This window comes from Allosphingosinicella sp., from assembly GCF_036402135.1.
In the GTDB taxonomy this organism is placed as follows: domain Bacteria; phylum Pseudomonadota; class Alphaproteobacteria; order Sphingomonadales; family Sphingomonadaceae; genus Allosphingosinicella.
In genome coordinates this window covers 39040-55347 of record NZ_DASWTN010000028.1, presented here as the reverse complement: position 1 = coordinate 55347, position 16308 = coordinate 39040, and the positions used below count along the sequence as shown (strand labels likewise).

At 63.2% G+C, this 16308-nt stretch carries 19 protein-coding genes; 9 read left to right on the top strand and 10 right to left on the bottom strand.

Annotation, left to right across the window (positions count from 1 at the left end; all coding sequences use genetic code 11):
- Positions 1–33 precede the first annotated feature (33 nt).
- Positions 34–174: an entericidin A/B family lipoprotein gene (locus VGD10_RS07885; protein ID WP_331040264.1), complete on the bottom strand. Its 141-nt coding sequence runs from the start codon at positions 172–174 to the stop codon at positions 34–36.
- Positions 175–536: 362 nt separating this feature from the next.
- On the opposite strand from VGD10_RS07885, the gene VGD10_RS07880 reads away from it, so the two are divergent.
- Positions 537–725 carry a hypothetical protein gene (locus tag VGD10_RS07880; RefSeq protein WP_331040263.1) on the top strand — a complete coding sequence of 63 codons (189 nt, stop codon included), beginning with the start codon at positions 537–539 and terminating at the stop codon, positions 723–725.
- Here VGD10_RS07880 and VGD10_RS07875 read toward each other — a convergent pair.
- Entirely contained in the window at positions 722–2302 is a 1581-nt protein-coding gene (locus tag VGD10_RS07875; protein ID WP_331040262.1) for a sensor histidine kinase, read from the bottom strand. The genes VGD10_RS07880 and VGD10_RS07875 overlap by 4 nt on opposite strands.
- A gap of 30 nt (positions 2303–2332) precedes the next feature.
- Positions 2333–2581, bottom strand: coding sequence for a NepR family anti-sigma factor (locus VGD10_RS07870; RefSeq protein ID WP_331040261.1), 249 nt, complete (start codon positions 2579–2581; stop codon positions 2333–2335).
- Positions 2582–2834: 253 nt separating this feature from the next.
- Here VGD10_RS07870 and VGD10_RS07865 point away from each other — a divergent pair, with 253 nt between their 5' ends.
- The 3 genes from VGD10_RS07865 (at position 2835) to VGD10_RS07855 (ending at position 4579) form a co-directional block, all read left to right on the top strand.
- The gene (locus VGD10_RS07865; protein ID WP_331040260.1) at positions 2835–3632 is read left to right on the top strand and encodes a response regulator; all 798 of its coding nucleotides are present in this window, start codon (positions 2835–2837) and stop codon (positions 3630–3632) included.
- A gap of 68 nt (positions 3633–3700) precedes the next feature.
- Positions 3701–3838: a hypothetical protein gene (locus VGD10_RS07860; RefSeq protein WP_331040259.1), complete on the top strand. Its 138-nt coding sequence runs from the start codon at positions 3701–3703 to the stop codon at positions 3836–3838.
- Positions 3839–3925: 87 nt separating this feature from the next.
- A complete protein-coding gene (locus VGD10_RS07855) occupies positions 3926–4579 on the top strand; it encodes a sigma-70 family RNA polymerase sigma factor (protein WP_331040258.1) in 654 nt (217 codons plus the stop codon).
- A 10-nt stretch (positions 4580–4589) separates the two neighbouring features.
- Here the strand turns inward: VGD10_RS07855 and VGD10_RS07850 are convergent, their stop codons facing one another.
- Positions 4590–4823 carry a hypothetical protein gene (locus VGD10_RS07850; protein WP_331040257.1) on the bottom strand — a complete coding sequence of 78 codons (234 nt, stop codon included), beginning with the start codon at positions 4821–4823 and terminating at the stop codon, positions 4590–4592.
- A 21-nt stretch (positions 4824–4844) separates the two neighbouring features.
- Here VGD10_RS07850 and VGD10_RS07845 point away from each other — a divergent pair, with 21 nt between their 5' ends.
- Together VGD10_RS07845 and bcp are read left to right on the top strand one after the other, a co-directional pair.
- A complete protein-coding gene (locus tag VGD10_RS07845) occupies positions 4845–7550 on the top strand; it encodes a bifunctional [glutamine synthetase] adenylyltransferase/[glutamine synthetase]-adenylyl-L-tyrosine phosphorylase (protein ID WP_331040256.1) in 2706 nt (901 codons plus the stop codon).
- The gene (gene bcp / locus VGD10_RS07840) at positions 7540–8004 is read left to right on the top strand and encodes a thioredoxin-dependent thiol peroxidase (RefSeq protein WP_331040255.1); all 465 of its coding nucleotides are present in this window, start codon (positions 7540–7542) and stop codon (positions 8002–8004) included. Before VGD10_RS07845 ends, bcp begins: the two co-directional genes overlap by 11 nt.
- Here bcp and VGD10_RS07835 read toward each other — a convergent pair.
- The gene (locus VGD10_RS07835) at positions 8001–8750 is read right to left on the bottom strand and encodes an enoyl-CoA hydratase (protein WP_331040254.1); all 750 of its coding nucleotides are present in this window, start codon (positions 8748–8750) and stop codon (positions 8001–8003) included. The genes bcp and VGD10_RS07835 overlap by 4 nt on opposite strands.
- Positions 8751–8798: 48 nt before the next feature.
- On the opposite strand from VGD10_RS07835, the gene VGD10_RS07830 reads away from it, so the two are divergent.
- Both VGD10_RS07830 and VGD10_RS07825 read left to right on the top strand, forming a co-directional pair.
- Positions 8799–9611, top strand: coding sequence for a ferritin-like domain-containing protein (locus VGD10_RS07830; protein ID WP_331040253.1), 813 nt, complete (start codon positions 8799–8801; stop codon positions 9609–9611).
- Positions 9612–9745: 134 nt separating this feature from the next.
- Positions 9746–10684: a M23 family metallopeptidase gene (locus VGD10_RS07825; protein ID WP_331040252.1), complete on the top strand. Its 939-nt coding sequence runs from the start codon at positions 9746–9748 to the stop codon at positions 10682–10684.
- Between the two features lie 301 nt (positions 10685–10985).
- Here VGD10_RS07825 and purC read toward each other — a convergent pair whose 3' ends face one another.
- The 4 genes from purC to VGD10_RS07805 all read right to left on the bottom strand — a co-directional run bounded on the left by purC (position 10986) and on the right by VGD10_RS07805 (position 14284).
- Positions 10986–11765: a phosphoribosylaminoimidazolesuccinocarboxamide synthase gene (purC, locus tag VGD10_RS07820; RefSeq protein WP_331040251.1), complete on the bottom strand. Its 780-nt coding sequence runs from the start codon at positions 11763–11765 to the stop codon at positions 10986–10988.
- A 118-nt stretch (positions 11766–11883) separates the two neighbouring features.
- Positions 11884–13116 (bottom strand): kynureninase, encoded by a 1233-nt coding sequence (gene kynU, locus VGD10_RS07815; protein ID WP_331040250.1) that lies wholly within the window; start codon positions 13114–13116, stop codon positions 11884–11886.
- Entirely contained in the window at positions 13113–13916 is an 804-nt protein-coding gene (locus VGD10_RS07810) for an alpha/beta hydrolase (protein ID WP_331040249.1), read from the bottom strand. Before VGD10_RS07810 ends, kynU begins: the two co-directional genes overlap by 4 nt.
- 200 nt (positions 13917–14116) lie before the next feature.
- Positions 14117–14284 carry a hypothetical protein gene (locus VGD10_RS07805; RefSeq protein WP_331040248.1) on the bottom strand — a complete coding sequence of 56 codons (168 nt, stop codon included), beginning with the start codon at positions 14282–14284 and terminating at the stop codon, positions 14117–14119.
- Positions 14285–14396: 112 nt separating this feature from the next.
- Between VGD10_RS07805 and gcvA the strand changes: the two genes are divergently transcribed.
- The gene (gene gcvA / locus VGD10_RS07800; RefSeq protein ID WP_331040247.1) at positions 14397–15326 is read left to right on the top strand and encodes a transcriptional regulator GcvA; all 930 of its coding nucleotides are present in this window, start codon (positions 14397–14399) and stop codon (positions 15324–15326) included.
- Here gcvA and VGD10_RS07795 read toward each other — a convergent pair.
- Positions 15323–16234: a hypothetical protein gene (locus VGD10_RS07795; RefSeq protein ID WP_331040246.1), complete on the bottom strand. Its 912-nt coding sequence runs from the start codon at positions 16232–16234 to the stop codon at positions 15323–15325. The two genes, gcvA and VGD10_RS07795, sit on opposite strands and share 4 nt — an antisense overlap.
- Between the last annotated feature and the right edge of the window lie 74 nt (positions 16235–16308).

The window sequence follows — 16308 nt, the reverse complement described above, 5'->3', positions numbered from 1 at the left end:
GCGACGCCCTTTTCCATTGCTGAAACTGCTTCTTTAGCAGGTCTGGCCTTCCGCGCAGTCCTCGACGGTGTCGCCCACGGACTCGACGTCTTCGCCGAGACCCGCGATCGTGTTGCAGCCGGCAAGGGCGAGGCCGCTGCCGAGCGCGAAAAGGGCAATAAGCTTACGAACCATTTTCTCTCTCCCAAATCTCAACGCGGCGTCATCGCTTATTGGCGCTGCGATGTTATGCCTAAATGCGCTGTTTCGGAAGTTGGTTCCAGAGGCGTGACAAGCATCTGAAAGGCTTAGATTTCTGCGGAAAAGACCCCAAAAAATGTTGAGCCCGGAGGCGCCACCGGGGGGGGGAGGTTGGCGCGTCCGGGCTCATGTTCTGGATAGCGAGAGCGGGGGGGCAAAAGGTCACTATCCGAACTGCTCAACGAGGGAGCGGCCATGGGGTTCCGATAAAAAGAGAAAAAATTCGCATCGGCAGCATCTTTTTTCGCAACCCGTTCGGGGCCGGCCTGTTGACCTCCAAAGCCAGGAGCAAGAAGGTGAGCAAACCCCCAAAATCCACTCCCCATTCCGATATTGACGGCGTTCACCAGGATGAGGAGCGCAACACCGACGTTGCCGCCAAACGCGGCGAAAGCGCGGAGAGCCTGAAACGGGCGGAGGATGAGAATGTCGCCCGCCCGAAATATTCAGGTGACAAGGGCGGCCGCGACGACCGCACCGCCTAGCGCTCGAGCTTGTCCACGACCGCTATGTCGAGCGCATAGCGGCCATTTTCCTCGTCCCGCTCGATGGCCGAGCGGAGCTGACGCGAGAGGCCGGTGACGATGCGCGTGAAGCGGTCGGTCAGCGCCTCGTCGCACTTTACCTCCGCCTTTAGAGCGTCTGATTCGAGAGCGAGCCGGGCAGTGCCCTTGTCACCGCCGGCGAGAGTAACCGTCACGGATTTGCCGCCGCAGAACATTGCGTATTCGATGATTTCGGTGACTAGGAAGGCGACCGACACGGCCACGTCCTGCGTGGCATAATAAGGTTCGACGTCGAGGCGGATCGCCATGCCTGTGGCTGTCTGCGGCGCTGTGGCGCGCAAATTGGCGCAGAGCTCCGAGATCAACGACCGGAGCGATACGCCGCGATTTTCCTCAAGCTCGGCATAATGATTGCGATGGACGACGGCGAGCGCATCGACCCGCCGCTGGATGGACGCGTAGGCCGCCGAAACCTCCTCGTTGGTCGCACCCCGTGCATGAAGATTGAGAAGCGAGGCCACCACCTGGAGGTTGTTCTTCACGCGGTGATGGACTTCGCGGACGAGGCGGGTCTGCCGCTCCACAGCCGCTTCCAGCTCCGCTTCGTGGCTGGCGATGGTGCGGGTCACGCGGTCGAAGGCGGCGCCCAGTTCCCGTATTTCGTTGGCCGGAGTCCGCGAGCGGGGCAGGTCGAGCCCCTCGTCGCCCGGGCGATAGGCCGCAACGGCATACTGCATCCGCTTCAGGGGGCGGACGAGCAGGCGGTCGACGATGAACCACACAATTGCCGCGGAAAAAAGCCACATCAGCAGCGGCAGCGCGGTCATCAGAAATTCACTGAAGGTAAGCGGCGTCGCGGCAAGGGCGATCCGCAGTTGCAGCCGTCCCCCGGCAAGTGGCGCGACCGCACGTACGGTCTGGACGAGGGGACCGTCCTTGAACTGATCGCGAAGCACCATGCTCCGCTGACCGTCTGTCAGCGTCAGATCGAACGTCGGATTGGTGCCCGGGATATAGGTGAGGTCCGACAGCGCCGGGCGCGCCAATTGGCCCGCACCCTCGATCCGTCCCTCCGCGTCGAACAGCGCGAAGCTAAGCCACTGGGCATCGTCGCTGATCCGAACTGCGGATCGCTGACCCTTGTACTGAAGCAGATCCGGAGATGGGGTAAAGCCAGGGCTGGCGCAGAGCGGCCTGTCCTGACCCGCGTAAAGCACGTAGCGCCCCGGGACGATCTGCATGTCCGAAAGGCGCCTTATGGCCGTGTCGCAATTGACCGAGCCCGCGGACAGTTCGGCTAGAGTGGCATTGGCAGCCCGCATCGTGAAAGCGGCGCGCGACAGGGTCCAGTAGAGGCGTTGAGCCTTAAGCTCGACGCGCGTCTGGACGTCCTGCGAACGCCGTTGGGCGTCTTCGCGGGCGTTTTGGAGCGACGCTAGCATTGCCAGGGCAGCGAGAGGCAGAAGGCCTGCGCTGAGGATGAGCAGCATCTTCTGTCCGGTGGACAGTTCGCTGAAGCGGGATGCTCTGGCGCTTTTCTCCGTTTCCCTGTTCACTCTTTCACGCCCGCCAAGGCCGGAGCGGCATTAGCCGAGCTTGCCGAGCAAATCGAGCATCTCCGGGGGAATGTCTTCGTTGACCGTCTGCTCATAGGCCGAGCGAAGGGCATTGCCGACTTCAGGGGCAACCGGACGCTTCTTTTTGAAGGAGGATTTTTCCAAGGACTCTTTCTTTGTATGCAGGGCTGGCTTGCGCCCGCGCTCGTCGTCCCTGTCGTCTTCAACGGCCAAATTCGTCACCCCTCGCGGATTAACCGCGCCCGCAGCTTCCATCATGACCTGCCTGATCGCCCCACCTTTGCCGGCCGGCTGTTATGACAGACCCCATCGAACGTGAAGGCCGCATAAAATAGCCCACGCGCGGTTGGAAACAAAAAACTCGCAGGATTGTTCCACCCTCGCGTCAGGAGCGGGCCGGGCCAATTTCTTCTGTCCGTTTCATAGCGGCAGGCCTGCTTTCGGGTGGGCTTGCAAAGCGTGGAGCAGCCTTTCACAAGTCCCGCAAGATTGAACAGGAGTCGAAACGAATATGTCGCTTGGTCAGGAACTCGCGCCGCATCTTCCCTTCCTGCGCCGCTATGCGCGCGCGCTTACCGGAAGCCAGAGCCACGGCGACAACTTCGTCCGCGCGACGCTGGAAGCAATCGTCGCGGCTCCGGACGATTTCCCCCGCGACGTCGATCCGCGGCTCGGCCTCTACCGCACCTTTCATGCGATCTGGTCCTCGGCCAATATCGAGGAGGATCCCGGCGCCGGCTCCGGCTCCGACAATGCGGAAGGGATCGCGCAGGCGCGGCTCGCGCGGATCACCCCGCTGTCGCGCCAGGCGCTGCTTCTTACGGCCATGGAGGGCTTCACGCCTGAAGATGCCGGCTATCTGATCGGTGCGAGCCCGCAAGAGGTCGAGAATCTCGTCGCCGAAGCGCTGGCTGAGATCGAGCGGCAGACGCGCGCCGAAGTCCTCATCATTGAGGATGAGCCAATCATCGCCATGGATATCGAAACGATCGTCCGCGATCTCGGCCATACCGTTACCGGCGTTGCCGTAACGCGCGATGAGGCGGTGCAGCAGGCGATGGCCCGCCGCCCAGGCCTCGTCCTTGCCGACATCCAACTGGCCGACGACAGCAGCGGCATCGACGCGGTAAAGGACATTCTTGGCGAGTTCCAGGTCCCGGTGATCTTCATCACCGCCTTCCCGGAACGGCTGCTAACCGGTGAGCGGCCGGAGCCGACCTTCCTCATCACCAAGCCCTTCCAGCGTTCGACGGTAAAGGCTGCCATTGCGCAGGCTTTGTTCTTCGACGCAGCGACCATTCCGGCATAGAAACGGATGGAACCGGCGGGCTGAGGCTGCGTTAGCCCATTACAATCAACGGGAAGTGGGCAGCGCCGATGGATGACCGCGAACGACATGTGAACACGACCGAAGCGCGTGCAGGAACGACGCCGCATATGACGCGCGTCATCCTGCCGGTCTCATTGGCTTTGGTGGTGATTTTGTTCGCCTTGATCTTATTTGTCTGGCGCTGACCACTATATTCTTACGGAGCCGAAGCGGCTTTTCTGCCGCTTCGGCAACGGTACCTCTGTAACAATCCTAGCGTATTTGGGGGCTTGATGGCGGCCGAACAGCCAATTGAAGTGGACGAGGATGCGGAAGACACGACTCCCGTGGAGCATGTCCCGCTGTCCGACGGCGAGTTCAAGGACCAGCTTGCGCAGGTCATACCCCATCTTCGTGCGTTCGGCCGTTCGCTTTCGGGCAGCCGCGATCTTGCCGACGACCTGGTGCAGGAGACGCTTCTGAAGGCTTGGGCCGCTCGGAAGCGCTTCCAGGCGGGCACGAATATGCGTGCCTGGACCTTCATCATCCTTCGCAACCTGTTCCTCAGCCAGATGCGCCGCGCGCGTTTCAAAGGCGAGTGGGACGAACTTACCGCGTCAAAGCTGCTTGCGGCCCCCGCGAGCCAGGACCGGCATGTGGAGCTCGGCGACATGCAGCGCGCGCTGATGCACCTGCCGCAGCCCCAACGCGAGGCACTGATCCTAGTAGGCGCGGGCGGCTTCGCCTATGAGGAGGCGGCGGAAATCTGCGGCTGTGCGGTCGGTACGATCAAAAGCCGCGTCGCCCGCGGCCGTGTGGCGCTCGAGAACCTCCTGTCGGAAGGCGCGCTTCCGTCACGCCGAGAGCATGAGACGGATCCCAATTCCAGCGCGCTCCAAAGCATCATGAGCGAAGTCGACGATCTCAGCCGCGACCGCGACATCTAAATAGATGAGCTCAATCGAGGCGCGAAAGAAGGTCTTCGAATTCCTGCAGTGACCGGACTTCGTTGTCCATCGCGAACGCTTGGCGCAACGCATTCCCTACGCCGGCATGAACGGTGGGCGGAGCCACCTTCACGAACCGCCGCTTGGAAGCATTGACCATTGCTTCTTTACTCGGGTTAATCCTGTCCACGAACCTTACAACGCATCGGCTATGTTCCGGTTTCCATTGTTGTTTCAGGTTCATGAAACTGATGCAGGCTGTGGTATGGAAGCGACACAGGGTGAAAACATGGTTAACGACGCGCTTACGCGCGCCGCCGTCTTTTCGCCCTTCCTCAAGCTACAGTTGAAAAGATTCCCGAACGTCACCAGCGCCTTAGGCAAGGGCCGCTTCGATCAAGCAATGACGCGAGCGCGTGCCGCCGGAGCGGAAGCCCAAACTGTTGCCGCCGCGCTTCGGCGAGAGCGGAGCGCGCTCGCGTTAGCGCTCGGCGTGGCCGATCTTGCCGGTGCGATGCCGCTCGAGCAGGTGATCGGAACCCTCTCCGACTTTGCCGACGACGCGGTGGAGCGGGCGCTCCAGGATACCTTCGCGCAGCGGACGCCGGATGCTGAGCCACTCGGTTTCGCGGTGCTGGCGCTCGGTAAGCATGGCAGCCGCGAACTCAATTACTCCTCGGATGTCGATCTACTCTTCCTCTTCGATCCCGAGACCCTGCCGCTGAAGCCGCGCGAGGACGCAGCTCAGGCGGCCGTCAGAATCGGTCAGCGCCTGATCGAAACGCTGCAGAAGCGAGACGCGGAGGGGTATGTCTTCCGCGTTGACATGCGTCTCAGGCCGACGCCGGAGGTGACGCCCGTCGCGCTGCCGGTGAACGCCGCCATATCCTATTACGAAACGAGCGCGTTGCCCTGGGAGCGGGCGGCCTTCATCCGAGCGCGCGCCGTTGCCGGAGACATGGCGCTATCGGCTTATTTCCTCGACGCGATCCACCCCTTCGTGTGGCGGCGCTCGCTCGACTTTGGTGCGATCGGAGAGGTGATGTCGATCACCGGCCGCATCCGCGACCATTACGCGCAGGGGCAGGCCTTCGGTCCCGGCTTTGACTTGAAGCGTGGGCGCGGCGGCATCCGCGAGATCGAATTCTTCGCTCAGGTCCAGCAACTCATCCACGGTGGTCGCGAACCGGCCCTCCGCGCACCGGCAACGTTGGACGCGCTGCGGGCGCTTCGAGACGCGGGGAAGATCACGCCAGATGAGGCGGAGGCCCTTTCCGACGCCTATCAGCTCTTTCGAACCATCGAGCACCGGCTCCAAATGGTTGACGACCGCCAGACCCACAGCCTGCCAGAGGATAATGAGGCGCTCGACAATGTGGCCCACCTCCACGGTCTTGGTTCAGGTGATGCGCTTCTCGCCCTCCTTCGGGAGCCGGTCACGCGCGTCGCTGGCATTTACGATACCCTCCGCGGCGAGGCGGAGGAGCGCCTGCCGCAAGGCATCGGAGCACTGGAGGAGGCGCTCCTTCGCGCTGGAATGCCCGATCCTGCCGCAGCGCGGATGCGGATCGAAAGCTGGCGGAGCGGAAAGGCGCGTTCGCTCCGGACGCAAGCAGCCCGCGACGCCTTCGAGGCGATGCTGCCAGGGCTTATCCGCACCCTTGCCGCTGCGCCGGATCCGGCGCGGGCGCTCAATCGCTTCGACGATATCGTTGCGAGGCTTCCGAGCGGCATCAACTTTTTCCGGTTGCTGGAAGCGCAGCCGGAGCTGCAGCAGGTTCTTGCTGCGATCCTCAGCCATGCGCCCGCACTCGCCGACCAGCTTGGGCGGCGGCCGGAGCTTTTGGACGGCCTCATCAGCAAGACTGCCTTCGAACCGCCCCCGCCGGTGGAGGCGCTGATTAAGGAGTTCCGGCGTGCGGAGCGAGGCGGTGAGGATTACCAGCTCCTCCTCGACCGGGTCCGGCGGCTGGTGAACGAGCGCCGCTTCGCGCTCGGCGTCCAGCTCATCACCGGCGCCGCCGATCCGATCGAGGTGGCGGGCGGCTATGCGCGGGTGGCGGAAGCGGCGGTCCGCATGCTGGCGGATGCCGCAGTCGTCGAGTTCGAGGAGAAGCATGGGCGCGTCCCGGGCTCCGAGCTGCTGATCCTAGCGCTCGGACGGCTCGGTGGGGAGGGCCTTACCCAGGCCTCCGATCTCGATCTCATTTACCTCTTCACCGGCAGCTTCGAAGCGGTATCGGACGGCCCAAAGCCGCTCGGCGCCACCGAATATTTCAACCGTCTCGCCCAGCGGGTGACGGCCGCGCTCAATGTGCAGACCGCGGCCGGCCCGCTTTACGAGGTAGATACCCGCCTGCGGCCATCGGGTGCCGACGGGCTGCTTGCCGTCTCCCTCGACAGCTTTGCCGAATATCAGGCCAAGCAGGCCTGGACCTGGGAACATATGGCCCTGACGCGGGCGCGCCCTGTTTACGGCTCCGGGGAAGGGCAGGAAGCTCTCCAACAAACGATCGACACCGTCCTCAATGCCGAGCGCGATGCGCAGAAGCTGCTAGCGGACGCGGCGAAGATGCGAACCGAAATGGCGCAGCATAAACCGCCGCAGGGCCCGCTCGACGTCAAGCTCGGCGAAGGGGGCCTCGTCGACCTCGAATTCGCCGTGCATACGCTTCAGCTGAAGCACCGGATCGCCTTCCACCCACGCCTTGAGCGGGCCATCGAGCAACTCATCGCGGTGAAGCTCGTGCCCCCGGGGGTCGAGGAGGCACATTTCCTCCTCGCCCGCATTCTCGTCACGCTCCGTCTCGTGTCGCCGGACAGCGCGATTCCGCCCGAAGCTTCGCAGGCGCTGGTTGCTAGAGTCTGCGGACAGGGAAGCTGGGATGCGCTGCTTGCGGCGCAGCGGGAAGCGCGGCAGAGGATTTCCGGGCTCTGGCGCGCGGTGAAGGGAGAAGAGAATGCTGAGTGAAGGCGACAAGGTGCCGGACGTAACGCTGGAGGCGATGGACGGCCGGAAGATCAGCCCCAAGGACTTCAGCGGCCAGAAGCTTGTCATTTATTTCTATCCGAAGGACGACACGTCCGGCTGCACGCGCGAAGCGCAGGATTTCAGCGCCCTCGTGAAGGAGTTTGAGAAGGAAGGCACCTGGATCATCGGCGTGTCCAAGGACGATGCGAAGAAGCACGCCAAGTTCACCGAGAAATATGATCTCAAGGTGCCGCTTGCGACCGACACGGATGGCTCAGTCTGCGGAGCATTCGGCGTCTGGGGCGAGAAGAGCCTCTACGGCCGCAAATATATGGGCATCGACCGCGCAACCTTCCTGGTCGACCGCGACGGCGTCGTAAAGCGGGTATGGCGGAAGGTGAAAGTGCCTGGCCATGCCCAGCAGGTGCTGGCGGCGGCGCGGGAGCTCGCCTAACCGAAGTTCGGCGGCCGCCTTTCGAAGAAGGCGGTGAACGCTTCCCTCGCTTCAGCGGACTGGAGCCGCTCCGCAAAGATCTCCCCTTCCTCGGCGATGCGCTCGGCAACCGTGCCGCCCTCCCGGCGAAGAAGCTGCTTCGTCAGCCGCACCGCTTCAGGCGGCTTGGCTGCAAGGCGACGAGCGATGTCCTGCACCCGCGCTTCCACATTGTCGGCTATCTCGGTGACCAGGCCGTAAGAATAGGCGGTCTTGGCATCGAAGGGCTCGCAGAGGAGGAGGTGCTTGGCGGCAAGCTGAGGCCCCATCAAGCGCGGGACGAGGAGCGAGCTTCCCGCTTCGGGCACCACGCCGAGATCGACGAATGCAAAGGAGAAATGGGCCGAGGGGGCAGCGACGATCAGGTCGCAGTGAAAGAGCATGGTCGTTCCGACGCCCACCGCCGGTCCGGCCACGCCCGCGACGATCGGCTTCGGGAAGGTCGAGATCGCCCGGAGAAAGTGGAAGACCGGCTGGTCCATGTCCGCGGTCGGGCTGGCCATGAAGTCGTTGAGGTCGTTGCCGGCGGTGAAGCAATCCTCGCTGCCAGTCAGCGTCACGACGCGGGTGCCGTCGTCCGCCGCCGCCGCCTCCAGCGCCCGGGCGAGCGACGCATACATGGCGGATGTGATCGCATTCTTCTTGTCCGGCCGGTTGAGACGAATGCCGACGATATGATTGCTGGAACTCACCTCGACGTCGGACATCCTGTTGCCTCCCTGGCTTGTGCCGCTTCCACAGGCCTGTAGATGGGCATGCAGCAATTTGCGAGCGTTGCCGAAGCGGCCCGGGCCGTGCTCCTGGCGGCTGAGCCCTACGACAAGGTGAAGACCGCGCGAGCGGCGGCTCGCGCTTGGCGTGCGGGGCGGCTTGCCCATCGCTTCGACGTGGAGATGCCGGAGCGCCCCGGCCGTCCTGAGAGGCCCGAGTTGCTCCCCGCGAACAGGATGCTGAGGCGCGGCCGCGGCGGATCGGAACGTGGACGGGTCGCGATGCTCCACGCGCTAGCGCATATTGAATATGGTGCGATTGACCTCGCCTTCGACATGGCAGGCCGGTTCGGCGCCGATTTCCCGCGCCAGTTCGTCAAGGATTGGTTCGGCGTTGGCGCGGATGAGGCGCTTCACTTTGCTCTTCTGGATCGACGACTGAAGGCGCTCGGCTCGTCCTATGGCGCACTGCCCGCCCATGACGGGCTCTGGGAAGCCGCTGAGGCTACAGCACATGACGTGCTCGCTCGGCTGGCTGTGGTGCCGATGGTGCTTGAGGCGCGCGGACTGGATGTGACGCCGGCGACCGTTGAACGGTTCGAAGCGGCAGGTGATAAGCGTTCGGCCGCAATCCTTCGCCGCATTTACCGCGACGAAATTCGGCACGTGGCGGTCGGCACAAGCTGGTTCAAACGCACTGGAGAATCACAGAATTTGGCGCTTGTTCCGCACTGGAAATGGTTAATAGAAACCTACTTCCGGGGTGATCTGAAGCCCCCGTTCAACGACTCGGCGCGCGATGAAGCCGGTTTGTCCCGCGATTTCTACGCTGGGGTTGCGGTGGCAAGAGATGTTTAACAGTCTGCACTCACACGTCACGGGGTGGGCAGCTTCCTGACGACGAACAGAAGCGGACAGCAGTCCACTTTTAAATCATTCGGTGGTCGCCACGTGCGTCCACCTCGACCTGAAAAGGCCGAGCGGGGATTGGTATGACGGATTTTGTTCTGAGTAACGAAGTGAAGCGTGGCGGGTTCCCTAAGATTCTGAAGCCGCGCGACATTTTCTTCCATGACGGCAAATCGCTCCGCCGCGTCCGCGTGAGCGTTCCCGTGCAGGTTTCCGCCTTCGTGGCCGCCGCCGGCACCTTCTGCTGGTCCGTTTTCGCCGCTGCGCAGCTTGCCGCAGCGCCGGCTCCTACCCCGACCGCCGACGTCGCACGCATGCAGCAGCAAGTGCAGGCGATGCAAGCTGACGTACAGGCCATCAAGGCGCAGGTGCAGCAGCGTTACGAAATGACTTCCGCCGAACTTCGCCGCCTCGGGATCGATCCGAGCCGCGTTCAGAGCGTTGGCGGTCCGTTCGAGGCTGTCGAGCCGCTCAAGACTGCTGCCGATCCCAATTTCAAGGCGCTCTTCTCCAGCTGGAAGAAGCTCGATCAGCTCGAACAGGGCACGATCGCCATTCCGTCGCTGAAGCCGGTGGCCAATGCGAACTTCACCAGCGGCTTCGGCGTCCGTTCGGACCCGTTCCAGGGCCGCGCCGCCATGCACGGCGGCATCGACCTTGCCGGTCCGATCGGCACCCCCATTTATGCCACCGCCGACGGCGTCGTCGGCCGCTCCGAATGGGCGGGAGGCTATGGCAACCTCGTCGAGCTGAATCACGGCAAGGGCATTCAGACCCGCTATGGCCACCTTTCGCGTTCGCTCGTGGCTCCTGGCCAGCGCGTGAAGCGCGGCGACAAGATCGCTTTGATGGGCTCCACCGGCCGTTCGACCGGCAGCCACCTTCACTATGAAGTGCGGATCGACGGCAAGGCCGTGAACCCGATCCCCTTCATGCAGTCGAGCGACTATCTGGTTTCGGTTCAGGCCCGCGCCGCCGCGGCGACGCGTACCGCGCTCGGTGGACCTTCCGCTTCCAAGTAAGCGTTTAGAGTTTCAGGAGAGGATAGGCCTCGCCGGCAGCGGTCGGGGCCTTTTCTTTGACTTCGGCTACTTCAGGAGCGCGGCGAATATTATACCTACGCCCGTCGAGGCGGCTGCTCCCATGACAATGCAGGTGCCCCAGAATTCGATGGGCTTTTCAGAACGGCGGATCGGCCGACCCCTCGACGTGGTCGGAATAGTTTGGGTGAATGCCGCTGGGATCAGGTGAAGAGCCGCGACAAATACGAGCCCGATCCCGATGCCTAGCATCCCGCTTCTCCCTGAGCTTCAGGCTGCGTGCTTATTTACCTCGCTTCTGCCGGTGCTCCTCCAAGTCGAGAACGCTGTTCGCCTCGCCTTCGGGCAGGAGGCCCAGCCGGCGCGCGACTTCCTGATAGGCTTCGGCTTCGCCGCCCAGGTCGCGGCGGAAGCGGTCCTTGTCGAGCTTCTCGTTGGTCGTCATGTCCCACAGGCGGCAACCGTCGGGGCTGATCTCGTCGGCAAGGATGATGCGGCTGTAATCGTTTTCCCACAGCCGGCCGAACTCCAGCTTGAAGTCAACCAAGCGGATGCCGATGCCGGCGAACAGGCCGCAGAGGAAGTCGTTCACGCGCACTGCCATGTCGGCGATGTCGTTCATCTCCTCCTGGCTTGCCCAGCCGAAGCAGGCGATATGCTCATCGGCGATCATCGGATCGCCGAGCGCATCGTCCTTGTAATAATATTCGATTATCGTGCGGGGGAGCTGCTGGCCTTCCTCAATGCCGAGGCGCTTCGACAGCGAACCCGCAGCGACGTTGCGCACCACCACCTCAATGGGGACGATCTCGACTTGACGGATCAGCTGCTCACGCATGTTGAGCCGGCGGATGAAGTGGGTCGGGATGCCGAGGCCGCCGAGCAGGGTGAATACATGCTCGGAAATACGGTTGTTGAGCACGCCCTTGCCGCTGATCGTGCCTTTCTTCTGCGCGTTGAAGGCGGTCGCATCATCCTTGAAATATTGGATGAGCGTGCCGGGCTCCGGACCCTCGTAGAGTATCTTGGCCTTGCCTTCGTAAATCTGGCGGCGGCGGGACATGCGCACTTCCCCTCATCCGGGACGGTCAAAATAGAGCGCCCCGGCGGCACGTGGTGCGGAGCCGGGGCTTCGGACAGGCGCTATAGCGAAGAGGCGCGGCGGGGGCAATTCGGAAGGGTCAGGTGACTTTGCCGCGCACGGCGAAGCGAGGGTCGCGCCAGCTCTCGCTCTCCAGGATGTGGCGCAGCCGCTCGACCGCATTCCAGATATTTGAGTAGCAGAGATAGAGCGGGGTCAGGCCGAAGCGGACCACGTCCGGCGAACGGAAATCGCCAATCACGCCGTCTGCGATAAGCGCCTGGCAGATTTCGAAGGCCTGCGGGTGGCGGTACGAGATGTGGCTGCCTCGCTTCGACGGGGCGGGCGGACTGATACATTCGAGGCCGTAGCCGGCGCACCGCTCTTCAACCAGCTTCGCGAAGAGATCAAAGAGAGCGACCGATTTCGTCCAGACCACGTCCATGTCGACGCCTGAAAAGCCTTCCACACCGGCTTCCAACGCCGCCATGCTGAGGATCGGCGGTGTTCCGGCAAGGAATCGGCCGATGCCGGGCGCCGGCACATAATCGTCAGTGAATGCGAAGGGCGCGGCATGCCCCATCCAGCCGCGCAAGGGCGACATCAGCCGGTCCTGCAGATGCTCGGCGACATAGAGGAAGGCAGGCGCGCCGGGGCCGCCGTTCAGATATTTATAGCCGCAGCCGACCGCCAATTCGGCACCGTCGCGGTTTAGCGCAAGCGGCACCGCGCCGACGCTGTGGCTGAGGTCCCAAAGCGTTATCGCTCCCGCTTCCCTTGCATGCGCGGTGACGGCCGCCATGTCGTAGCGCTCGCCAGTCTTGTAATGGACATGGGTCAGCAGGAGCAGGTTGGTGTCGTCGCCGATGGCCTGCTCCACATTCTCGCGCTGCTCTACGCGGAGGCGCATGTTCAGGAGCTCCGCTGCGCCGCTCGCGATGTGGAGGTCGGTGTGGAAATTGCCGGCTTCGGTGAGCAGTTCCTTACGCTCCGGCCGAAGTGGCGCCGCCGCGAGGATCAGCTTGTAGAGATTGATCGTGACGCTGTCGGCGACGATCACTTCATTGGGCTTCGCGCCCAGCAAAGCCGCGATCTTGCGGCCGATCCGCTGCGGCGCTTCGATCCAGCCATGATCGTTCCAGCTGCGGATGAGAGCGCTGCCCCATTCGTGAAGCACAGTATCGCCCGCGCGAGAAATCGCCTTCTTCGGCAACGCCCCAAGCGAATTGCCGTCGAGATAGATGACGCCGTCCGGCAGCACGAAGCGATCGCGGAAGGCGGCGAGCGGGTCGGCTTCATCGAGGGCCCTGATCTGCTCCGGCACCTGGCTCATCGGCCGAGTGCCCGTTCGATCTCTTCCGCGGCCGCGGCCCAGGCGACGCTGTCCGGCGCGATCAGCTCGACATGGCCGGTGCGGTCGACCATTCGGACCCTCACCTCGTCGCCTGCGGCCCGCATCTTGTTCGCGTAGGTTTCGGCATAAGACGATGGGATGATGCGGTCTTGAAGACCGTTGACGAGCACCTGCTCGATCTTGAGCGGGGCAAGCGGCGGCACGGACGTGTCGGCATATCGGCCGTTGGTAAGCTTGCCGATCACCTCAAGCCCACAGCCGCTTCCCGGCGGCCGCGCGGCCTCCTCCAGATCCTGGAGCCCGCCGAGGCTAACGACCGCATGGATCGGAAGCGGGTTCAAGGATCGAAGCGGGCTGTTCGCCGGCAGCCGGTGCCGGCCCGCCAGCCAGAGCGCCAAATGCCCGCCCGCCGAATGGCCGGTGGCGACGAGGCGGGAGATGTCGAGATTGTATTTGGGCGCATGCTGCCGAAGCGCGTCGGTAGCGGCAGCGGCGTCAAGGAAGGTTCCGGGATAGCCGCCGCCCTCCCGATCGACGCCGCGATAGTCGATGTTCCAGACGGCAAACCCGCGTTTCCTCAGATCGTCGGCAATCCAGTTCATGATGCGGCGGTCGGCAATCTCCGTCTGCCAGCAGCCGCCGTGGACCATCAGCACGGTCGGGTGCGGCCCTTTGCCCGGCGGCAGCCACAGGTCCACGACCTGCATTTGATTGTCGCCATAGCGTATCTCGACATCGGGCTGTGGGCGCGGACGCTCCAGCAGGTCCGGCCAGATCATAAGCCCATCGGGGCGTGCGGGTTTTTCAGCAGGTGTTTCCGGCGGTCTCGTCACGGAACAAGCGGCTAGCGCGAGCGCGGCAGCAAGGGCAAGGGCAAGGGTACGGACCATCGGCTGCGCGATAGACGCATAAAGCGCTGCGGCAAAGCGGCGGCTGAGTTTCGGCTTCGGCGGGCGCTCTCAGGTCGCCCGCCGGCATCTCACCATTGCTTTTCGGTCGGCTTCCATGGTGCGCCGAATTCGATCTTGTGAAGCTTGCGAAGCGTCATGCGAATGGTGTCGACGGCTGCCGTCACGAGGTTCGAAAGTGACTGCGAGAAAGCCTGATGATGCTCGTTCCATATACGGGCGTCCATTTCGTCGCGCATGTTTTCCTCCTGTTGCAAGTGCCGGTGGGCAGCTCGGATTTAGGAGCGAAGGGTGCTCTCCCGCCAACTAAAGGCTCGACAGAGGTGATAAGCAGGCCTTATCATATGCAGCATGCGTCACGTGCCGCCGCTTTCCGCCGTCCGCGTCTTCGAAGCCGCCGCGCGTCACGAGAATTTCACTCAGGCTGCGGCCGAGCTTGGCATGACTCAAGCGGCCGTCAGTTATCAAATTCGCTTGTTGGAAGAACGGCTTGGCGTTCCGCTCTTTCATCGCTCAAAGCGGCGGGTAACGCTCACTGAAGCGGGCCGTAAAGCCGCCCCGCTCGTGGCCGACGCTTTCGACACGATCTCCGATGCCTTCGAAGCGGTGACTAACGAAAATGAAGCCGTCCTTAGCATCACGACGACCCAAACCTTCGCATCGAACTGGATGGCGCTCCGCCTTGGAAGCTTTCAAGTGGCGCGGCCAGAGCTGGCGGTACGGCTGAAGACGCAGAACCATCTCGTCGACTTTGCGTCCGAAGATGTCGACCTGGGCATAAGGAGCGGGCGGGGCAACTGGCCGGGACTTCGCTCCCATTTCCTCTTCCAGTTCCACTCGGCGCCGATGTGCAGCCCGGCGTTTCTGGAACGACATGCGATCCGCGCTCCTGCCGACCTTTTGAAGGTGCCCCGGCTCAGCGCCGGTGACAATTGGTGGAAGAGATGGTTTGAGAAAGCAGGCGTCGAGGAAGCCGAAGATCCCAAAGGCACGGGCATATGGCTCGACTCGCAGCAGATGGAGGGCAATGCCGCCATGGCGGGCCATGGCGTTGCAATGCTTATGCCTCTCCTCTGGAAGGGCGATCTGGCGGCGGGGCGGCTCGTTCAGCCCTTTCCCATCGTCAGCCTCGACGGCTTTTCCTATTGGCTCGTCTATCCCGAGCACAAGCGCAACCAGCCCAAGATCAAGGCTTTCCGCGAATGGCTATTCGCCGAGCTCCGCCAGTGCGTCGACGACGCGCCGCCTGAGGTGTTTGCCGAACCCGAAGTGCCGGCCTAGCTCTCCGTTTCCGCCCGCTTCGCAACGAAGCGGCGTCCGAAGCGCTGGACAAGCCATGCTGCGAGAAGCAGAAGCAGCGCCCAGGGGAGCAACGTGGCGAGGATAACGAGCATCGCCGCGAAGCCGCTCACGAAATTGTCCCCCGCCTGCTCGATCGCGTTCCGTATCGGTGAGCGCGCGTCGAAGCCCGGAACGAGATCGCCCGATCCGTACTGGAACACCATCGGAGTGGTCGCGAGCGATTCCTCCTGATCTTCGCGGGTGGCCTGATTGGCGCGGATCATGTTGCGGAGCTGCTGCGCTTCGGACTGGAGCCGAGCCCGTTCGTCGGACCGGATGCCGGGCCGCGCCAATTGCTCCTCCATCCGCCGAAGATCCTCGTTCAGCTGAGCGTCCGTGCGGTTGGCGCGCTTGATCTCTGCGCCCGCATCGACGCCGCTTATTTCGCTGTCCACCAGCATGCCTTCCGCCTGTGTCACAGTCTCGACACCAGCTTTGCCGAACTGGCGTGCGATGGTCGGATCAAGTTTGAAGGCGAGCATCGCCTCGATGTCGCGCTCGTTCACCAGCCGGTAGCGCATGCCGGTGATGCGGCAGCGGGAGAGGCCCAGCTTTTCACAGGCCTGAGCATGCTGTTCCTGAACCACCGCGACCCGCTCGGCGGGAAGGCGGAAGGCATAGCGATAGTCGAATGCGACGCCAGGTGCGGCCGTCGGCGCGATTGCCGGTCCGCTCTCGTCGGCGGCGGAGCGTGCGACGGGGGCCGGTGGGGGAGGTGCCATTGGTGCAGGAGGCTCCTCGGCGACGTCGAATGTCTGCAGATCTTCGCTGGTTCGGGTCTGCTGCGGTTCGCCACCGCCACAGGCGGAGGCGAGAAGCAGGGCGGCAAGGGAAAGAGACTTACGCATCAGGCAATCCTCCTCTTTTCTTTCTTGTTACTATATCTCATAGGTAGAGAATACAAGCCATAGCTGTGGATATC

Excerpts from the sequence above, each read along its gene's own strand:
- purC (WP_331040251.1), bottom strand. The coding sequence starts at position 11,765 with ATGTCCCGCCGCCGCCAGATTTACGAAGGCAAGGCCAAGATACTCTAC.
- VGD10_RS07830 (WP_331040253.1), top strand. The coding sequence starts at position 8,799 with ATGCAGCAATTTGCGAGCGTTGCCGAAGCGGCCCGGGCCGTGCTCCTG.
- VGD10_RS07795 (WP_331040246.1), bottom strand. The coding sequence starts at position 16,234 with ATGCGTAAGTCTCTTTCCCTTGCCGCCCTGCTTCTCGCCTCCGCCTGT.
- VGD10_RS07805 (WP_331040248.1), bottom strand. The coding sequence starts at position 14,284 with ATGCGCGACGAAATGGACGCCCGTATATGGAACGAGCATCATCAGGCT.
- VGD10_RS07860 (WP_331040259.1), top strand. The coding sequence starts at position 3,701 with ATGGATGACCGCGAACGACATGTGAACACGACCGAAGCGCGTGCAGGA.
- bcp (WP_331040255.1), top strand. The coding sequence starts at position 7,540 with ATGCTGAGTGAAGGCGACAAGGTGCCGGACGTAACGCTGGAGGCGATG.
- gcvA (WP_331040247.1), top strand. The coding sequence starts at position 14,397 with ATGCGTCACGTGCCGCCGCTTTCCGCCGTCCGCGTCTTCGAAGCCGCC.
- VGD10_RS07835 (WP_331040254.1), bottom strand. The coding sequence starts at position 8,750 with ATGTCCGACGTCGAGGTGAGTTCCAGCAATCATATCGTCGGCATTCGT.
- VGD10_RS07865 (WP_331040260.1), top strand. The coding sequence starts at position 2,835 with ATGTCGCTTGGTCAGGAACTCGCGCCGCATCTTCCCTTCCTGCGCCGC.
- VGD10_RS07870 (WP_331040261.1), bottom strand. The coding sequence starts at position 2,581 with ATGATGGAAGCTGCGGGCGCGGTTAATCCGCGAGGGGTGACGAATTTG.
- VGD10_RS07845 (WP_331040256.1), top strand. The coding sequence starts at position 4,845 with ATGGAAGCGACACAGGGTGAAAACATGGTTAACGACGCGCTTACGCGC.
- VGD10_RS07885 (WP_331040264.1), bottom strand. The coding sequence starts at position 174 with ATGGTTCGTAAGCTTATTGCCCTTTTCGCGCTCGGCAGCGGCCTCGCC.
- VGD10_RS07855 (WP_331040258.1), top strand. The coding sequence starts at position 3,926 with ATGGCGGCCGAACAGCCAATTGAAGTGGACGAGGATGCGGAAGACACG.
- kynU (WP_331040250.1), bottom strand. The coding sequence starts at position 13,116 with ATGAGCCAGGTGCCGGAGCAGATCAGGGCCCTCGATGAAGCCGACCCG.
- VGD10_RS07825 (WP_331040252.1), top strand. The coding sequence starts at position 9,746 with ATGACGGATTTTGTTCTGAGTAACGAAGTGAAGCGTGGCGGGTTCCCT.
- VGD10_RS07850 (WP_331040257.1), bottom strand. The coding sequence starts at position 4,823 with ATGAACCTGAAACAACAATGGAAACCGGAACATAGCCGATGCGTTGTA.
- VGD10_RS07810 (WP_331040249.1), bottom strand. The coding sequence starts at position 13,916 with ATGATCTGGCCGGACCTGCTGGAGCGTCCGCGCCCACAGCCCGATGTC.